Source organism: Brevundimonas sp., from assembly GCF_046295075.1.
Taxonomy (GTDB): Bacteria; Pseudomonadota; Alphaproteobacteria; order Caulobacterales; family Caulobacteraceae; genus Brevundimonas.
In genome coordinates this window covers 1-6,035 of record NZ_JBKBOC010000034.1, presented here as the reverse complement: position 1 = coordinate 6,035, position 6,035 = coordinate 1, and the positions used below count along the sequence as shown (strand labels likewise).

General features: G+C 66.8%; 6 protein-coding genes. 5 read left to right on the top strand and 1 reads right to left on the bottom strand.

Features of this window, described 5'->3' with window-relative positions; all coding sequences use genetic code 11:
• Positions 1–241: 241 nt before the first annotated feature.
• Positions 242–1,069, top strand: coding sequence for a TerC family protein (locus ACK4MH_RS15510; protein WP_409719984.1), 828 nt, complete (start codon positions 242–244; stop codon positions 1,067–1,069).
• Positions 1,070–1,074: 5 nt separating this feature from the next.
• Positions 1,075–1,848 (top strand): glutaminyl-peptide cyclotransferase, encoded by a 774-nt coding sequence (locus tag ACK4MH_RS15505; RefSeq protein WP_409719982.1) that lies wholly within the window; start codon positions 1,075–1,077, stop codon positions 1,846–1,848.
• A gap of 67 nt (positions 1,849–1,915) precedes the next feature.
• On the opposite strand, the gene katG is transcribed toward ACK4MH_RS15505, so the two are convergent.
• A complete protein-coding gene (gene katG / locus ACK4MH_RS15500; protein ID WP_409719980.1) occupies positions 1,916–4,186 on the bottom strand; it encodes a catalase/peroxidase HPI in 2,271 nt (756 codons plus the stop codon).
• Between the two features lie 144 nt (positions 4,187–4,330).
• On the opposite strand from katG, the gene ACK4MH_RS15495 reads away from it, so the two are divergent.
• The 3 genes from ACK4MH_RS15495 to ACK4MH_RS15485 form a co-directional block, all read left to right on the top strand.
• Positions 4,331–5,230, top strand: a complete 900-nt coding sequence (locus tag ACK4MH_RS15495; protein ID WP_409719978.1) for a hydrogen peroxide-inducible genes activator — start codon at positions 4,331–4,333, stop codon at positions 5,228–5,230.
• Positions 5,231–5,282: 52 nt separating this feature from the next.
• On the top strand, positions 5,283–5,534 hold the full coding sequence (locus ACK4MH_RS15490) for a hypothetical protein (protein ID WP_135194053.1): 252 nt from the start codon (positions 5,283–5,285) through the stop codon (positions 5,532–5,534).
• Between the two features lie 92 nt (positions 5,535–5,626).
• The coding region (locus ACK4MH_RS15485; protein ID WP_409719976.1) for an aldehyde dehydrogenase family protein at positions 5,627–6,035 on the top strand (409 nt) is incomplete at its 3' end.

Here is a 6,035-nt window from a genome sequence, read left to right as displayed (position 1 = left end):
CGTCAACCCTTCGTCGAAACGGTACTCACAAACTCACACTCCGGGCGAAGGCCCGGCGCTCCGCCCAGCCCTCCAACACCTTCGCAGGCCGAACGCCGCGAAGACGCTTCCGCACGGCCGTTTTCCGTCGCAAAATGACAGGGGGGGGGTGCGACCATGACGCCGCACCCTGTCGCTTGATCGGAACCCGCGTCGGCCCTAGCGCTTTCCGCTCAAGCTTTATTCTCCATCAGGAACCCCAATGCTCGACAGCATCACCCCCTTGCTCTCCGATCCGGCCGCCTGGGCCGCATTGGTGACCCTCATCGTGATGGAGGTCGTGCTTGGTATCGACAACCTGATCTTCATCTCCATCCTCTCGAACAAGCTGCCCGAGCATCAGCGACAGAAGGTCCGTCGCCTCGGCATCGGCCTGGCCCTGATCATGCGCCTGGCCCTGCTGTCGATCATCGCCTGGCTGGTCGGCCTGGTTCAGCCCGTCTTCACCATCATGGGCAACGAGTTCTCGTGGAAGGATCTGATCCTGATCGCGGGCGGCCTGTTCCTGGTCTGGAAGGCGACCAAGGAAATCCACCACACCGTCGATCCCACGCCCAGCCATGACGTCATGGACAAGAAGGACGTGATGATCATGAACGCGGGCGCCGCGATCTTCCAGATCATCCTCCTGGACATCGTCTTCTCGATCGACTCGATCCTGACCGCCGTCGGCATGACCGAACACCTGCCGATCATGGTCGTCGCCGTCCTGGTCGCCGTGACCGTGATGCTGCTGGCCGCCGATCCCCTGGCCAACTTCATCAACAAGAACCCCAGCGTGGTCATGCTGGCGCTCGGCTTCCTCTTGATGATCGGCATGGTGCTGATCGCCGACGGCTTCGGCTATCATGTGCCCAAGGGCTACATCTACGCGGCCATGGCCTTCTCGGCCGGCGTGGAGGCCTTGAACATGATGGGCCGTCGCGGCGCCACCAAGAAGGAAATGGCCGAACAGGCCCGCAGCGACGCGAACGCCGCCGAGGTCCGCGCCCAGAAGGCCGAGGCCGAAGCCGCCGCTGAGCAGGGCTGAGGCTCATGACCCGCCTGTCGTCTCGCCTCGCCGGTCTTGTCGCCGGCCTGCTGTTGGCGACAGGCGGTTCTCTGCCCGTCAGGGCCGAGGTTCCGGTCCAGTCCTGGGAGGTCGTGCGGGCCTATCCGCACGACACGGGGGCCTTCACCGAGGGCCTCTTCTTCCATGACGGCGCCCTCTACGAGAGCACCGGCCTGTATCCGTCCTTCATCCGCCAGGTGCGGCTGGAAACCGGGGAGGTCCTGCGCCAGCGCGACCTGCCGACCATCTATTTCGGCGAGGGCATGACCACGCTGAACGGCAAGCTCTACAGCCTGACCTGGCGCAACCACATCGGCTTCATCTGGAAGCTGGACGACTTCTCGCCCCTGGGCGGCTTCTCCTATCCGGGCGAGGGCTGGGCCCTGACCACCGACGGCCGCCGCCTGATCATGAGCGACGGCACCGACCAGCTGCGCTTCCTCGATCCCGACACCCTCGCCGAGACCGGCCGCGTCTCCGTGACCGCCGACGGCCAGCCGCTGGATCAGATCAACGAGCTGGAATGGATCGACGGCGAGGTCTTCGCCAACCTGTGGCAGGACAACCGCATCGCCCGCATCGACCCCGAGACGGGCGTGGTGAAGGCCTTCATCGACCTGACCGCCCTGGTCCCCAAGGACGTGGGCATGGACCCCAACGACGACGTCCTGAACGGCATCGCCTGGGACGCGGCCGGCAAGCGTCTGTTCGTCACCGGCAAGCGCTGGCCTCAACTGTTCGAAATCAGGCTGCGCTGATCCAAACAACGAAAGGGCCGGACGCCACGGCGGCGTCCGGCCCTTTGCTTTCAGTTCTGGGTCAGGCTCAACCGTGCAGGTCGAACCGGTCCAGCTCGGTCACCTTGGTCCAGGCCGCCACGAAGTCCGACACGAACTTGGCCTGGGCGTCCGCCCCGGCATAGACCTCGGCCAGCGCTCTAAGCACGGCGTTGGAGCCGAACACCAGATCGACGCGGGTGCCGGTCCACTTGGCCTCGCCCGTCTTGCGGTCGCGGCCTTCGAACACATCCTTGGCGTCCGAGGTCGCCGTCCACTTCACGTCCATGTCCAGCAGGTTGACGAAGACATCGTTGGACAGGACGCCCGGCCGCTCGGTCAGCACGCCGTGGGTCGCCCCGCCGACGTTGATGTTGATCGCACGCAGGCCGCCGATCAGCACCGTCATCTCCGGCACCGTCAGCGTCAGCCGCTGCGCCTGATCGATCAGCAGGGCCTCGGCCGGAACCGCATAGCGGGCCTTCTGGAAGTTGCGGAACCCATCGGCGACTGGCTCCAGATAGGAGAAGGATTCCACGTCTGTCTGCGTCTGGCTGGCGTCCGTCCGACCCGGCGTGAACGGCACGCTGGCCTCATGACCCGCCGCCTTGGCCGCCTGCTCGACGCCCGCATTGCCCGCCAGCACGATTAGGTCGGCCAGGGAGACCTTCTTGCCGCCCGTCTGGCCCTGGTTGAACTCGAACTGGATACGCTCCAGCGTCTTCAGCACCCGATCCAGCTGCTCGGGCTGGTTGACGGCCCAGTCCTTTTGCGGCGCCAGACGGATGCGGGCGCCGTTGGCGCCGCCCCGCTTGTCCCCGCCCCGGAAGGTCGAGGCCGAGGCCCAGGCGGTTCCGACCAGTTCGGCGGGGCTCAGGCCCGACGCCAGCACCCTGGCCTTCAGGTCGGCGGCGTCCGCCGCATCGATCAGCGGGTGATCGACTGCCGGCACGGGATCCTGCCAGATCAGCACTTCCTGGGGGACTTCCGGCCCGACATAGCGAGCGCGCGGTCCCAGATCTCGGTGGGTCAGCTTGAACCAGGCCCGCGCGAAGGCATCGGCGAAGGCCTGAGGATCGTTCAGAAAACGACGCGAAATCTTCTCGTATTCCGGGTCGAACCGCATCGACAGATCGGTCGTCAGCATGGTCGGGCGGCGCTTCTTGGCCGGATCATGGGCGTCGGGGATGATCTCGCCCGCATCCTTGGCCACCCACTGGTGCGCCCCGGCCGGGGACTTCTCCAGTTCCCATTCGAAGCCGAACAGGTTCTCGAAATAGAAGTTGCTCCACTGCGCCGGGGTCTGGGTCCAGGTGACTTCCAGCCCGCTGGTGATGGCGTCGCCGCCCGAACCCGATCCGAAGCTGGAGGTCCAGCCCAGGCCTTGCGCCTCCAGGCCGTCGCCCTCGGGCTCGGCGCCGACATGTTCGGCCGGGCCGGCGCCGTGGGTCTTGCCGAAGGTGTGGCCCCCGGCGATCAGGGCGACCGTCTCCTCGTCGTTCATCGCCATCCGCGCGAAGGTTTCGCGAATGTCGCGCGCCGCCGCGATCGGGTCGGGATTGCCGTCCGGCCCCTCGGGATTGACGTAGATCAGACCCATCTGCACGGCGGCCAGCGGGTTCTCAAGATCGCGCGTGTGCTCGTCGCCGTCCGCCCGGTCATCGCTGACCAGCACGGCCTCGTCGCCGGGCTTCACCACCCCTTGCGAGCCGTGGGCATAGCGTTCGTCGCCGCCCAGCCAGGTGGTCTCACGCCCCCAATAGACGTCCTGATCCGGCTCCCAGACATCCGCGCGACCCCCCGCGAAACCGAAGGTGCGGAAACCCATCGTCTCCAGCGCGACATTGCCGGTCAGGATCATCAGGTCGGCCCAGGAGATGGCCTGACCGTATTTCTGCTTGATCGGCCACAGCAGGCGGCGCGACTTGTCGATATTGACGTTGTCCGGCCACGAGTTCAGCGGCGCAAACCGCTGCTGGCCGCGCCCGCCGCCGCCGCGTCCATCGCCGACGCGATAGGTGCCGGCGCTGTGCCAAGCCATGCGGATGAACTGCGGTCCGTAGTGACCGAAGTCCGCCGGCCACCAGTCCTTGGAATCCGTCATCAGGGCGCGCAGGTCGGCCTTCAGCGCCTCATAGTCCAGCTTGGCGAAGGCCTCGCGATAGTTGAAAGCTTCGCCCAGCGGGTTGGACTTGGACGAATGCTGGTTCAGCAGGTCGGTGCGCAGTTGGCCCGGCCACCAGTCGCGGTTCTGCACGCCCCCGCCCGCGACGGATTCGGTTGTTCGGCCGGAGAAGGGGCATTTGGCTTCGTCGGTCATGGTGGCGTTTCCCTGCTGATTTCGCGCGACTTGAGGGCCGCTCTCTATGGCCCTGTAGATGACGAGGTCATTCGACACGGGTCAAACACATAAAGCCAATCGATTGTCCTTGGCGTCAGCATAGCTTCGGTCTATCTTACCGCCATGCTTCCTACCCTGCGTCAGCTTCAGTATCTCAAGCTTCTGGCCGAGCACGGCAGCTTCTCGCGCGCCGCCGAGGCCGCCCACGTCAGCCAGCCGGCCCTCAGCGCCGGGGTGCAGGAGCTGGAGCGCATCCTCGGCGCGCCTGTGGTGGAGCGGGCGCGGGGCGCCGTCATCATGACCGCCGTCGGGGTCGAGGCCGTGCGCCGGGCCGAGGATGTGCTGGCCCGCACCGAGGATCTGGTCGAGGCGGCCAAGAACGCTGGCCGGCTACTGTCCGGCCGTTTCCGCCTGGGCGTCATCCCCACCGTCGCGCCCTTCTTGCTGCCCGCCAAACTGCCGTCGGTGAAGGCCGCCTATCCCAGCCTGAAGCTCTACATCCGCGAGGACCTGACGCCCCGCCTGATCGCGGCGCTGAAGGCGGGACAGATCGACGCCGCCGTCATCGCTCTGCCTTACGACGCGCCGGGCATCGAACACGCCCGCATAGGCGACGACGAGATCATGGCCGCCGCCCCCCACGACCACGCCCTGGCCGCGCCTGGGCCCATTCGACCCGGCTCGTTGCGGGCCGAGGATCTGATCCTGTTGGAAGACGGCCATTGCCTGCGCGACCATGCGCTGGCCGCCCTGGACATCGAGGCGCCGCGCGGCGACGACGTCTTCGCCGCCACCAGCCTGCACACCCTTGTCCAGATGGTCGGCTCGGGCCTGGGCGTCTCCTTCCTGCCCAAGATGGCGGTCCAGGCGGGTCTGGCCGACAACCCTTCCGTCGCCATCCGCGCCTTCGAGAACCAGGCCGACGGCGTGCCGCCCCACCGCGAGATCGTCGTCGCCTGGCGTTCCGGCTCCAGCCGCGCCGCCGAGGCCCGGCTTCTGGCCGAGGCTCTGAAGCTGGACTGAAACGGGACTGGCCCTGTTGACCTGAGCGCCGAACAGGCCGCTTGGGAAGCGCATGGCAACCGAAACCGTCTACATCGTCCAGGCCTATGTCCAGGGCCGGGGCAAGGCCCTCCGCGCCGAACAGCAGGTCGGCTGCAAGGACGCCGAGGAGGCGCGCCGCAAGGCCGAACGCCTGGCGCCTCTACGTCTCGGCGTCGTCGCCTTCGCCGTTTCCGCCGACACCGAAATGGGCGACTACGACGAGGAGCCGACCATCATCTTCAAGTCCGGTCAGCTGCCGCCGCCGTTCAGCGACGCGGATTAAGAGCAGGGCAACCGCCCCGCCCAGCAGGCGTTGGCTTTCTGACAACGGATCGACGCCGCCCCGGGCGTCCGACCGAAGCTTCAGGACGCCGCATGGCCTATCGCACTCTCAATCCCTTCACCGAACAGACGCTTCAGGAATACCCCGAACACTCGGACGACGCCGTCGAGACCGCCCTGGCCAAGGCCGACGCCGTCTTCCGTTCCGACTGGTCCCAGGGCGACATCCAGCCACGCCTCGCCGTGCTGAAGTCCCTGTCGGCCCTGCTGACCGAGAACCGCGACAGCCTGGCCCGCACCATCGCCGAGGAGATGGGCAAGCCCCTGGCCCAGGGTCAGGGCGAGATCGACCTGTGCGCCGGCATCGCCGCCTACTATGCTGAAAAGGCCGCCGACTTCCTCAAACCCCAGAAGATCGACAGCGAGCTGGGCGAGGCCTGGGTCGAGTTTCATCCCGTCGGCGTGCTGCTGGCGGTCGAGCCGTGGAACTTCCCCATCTATC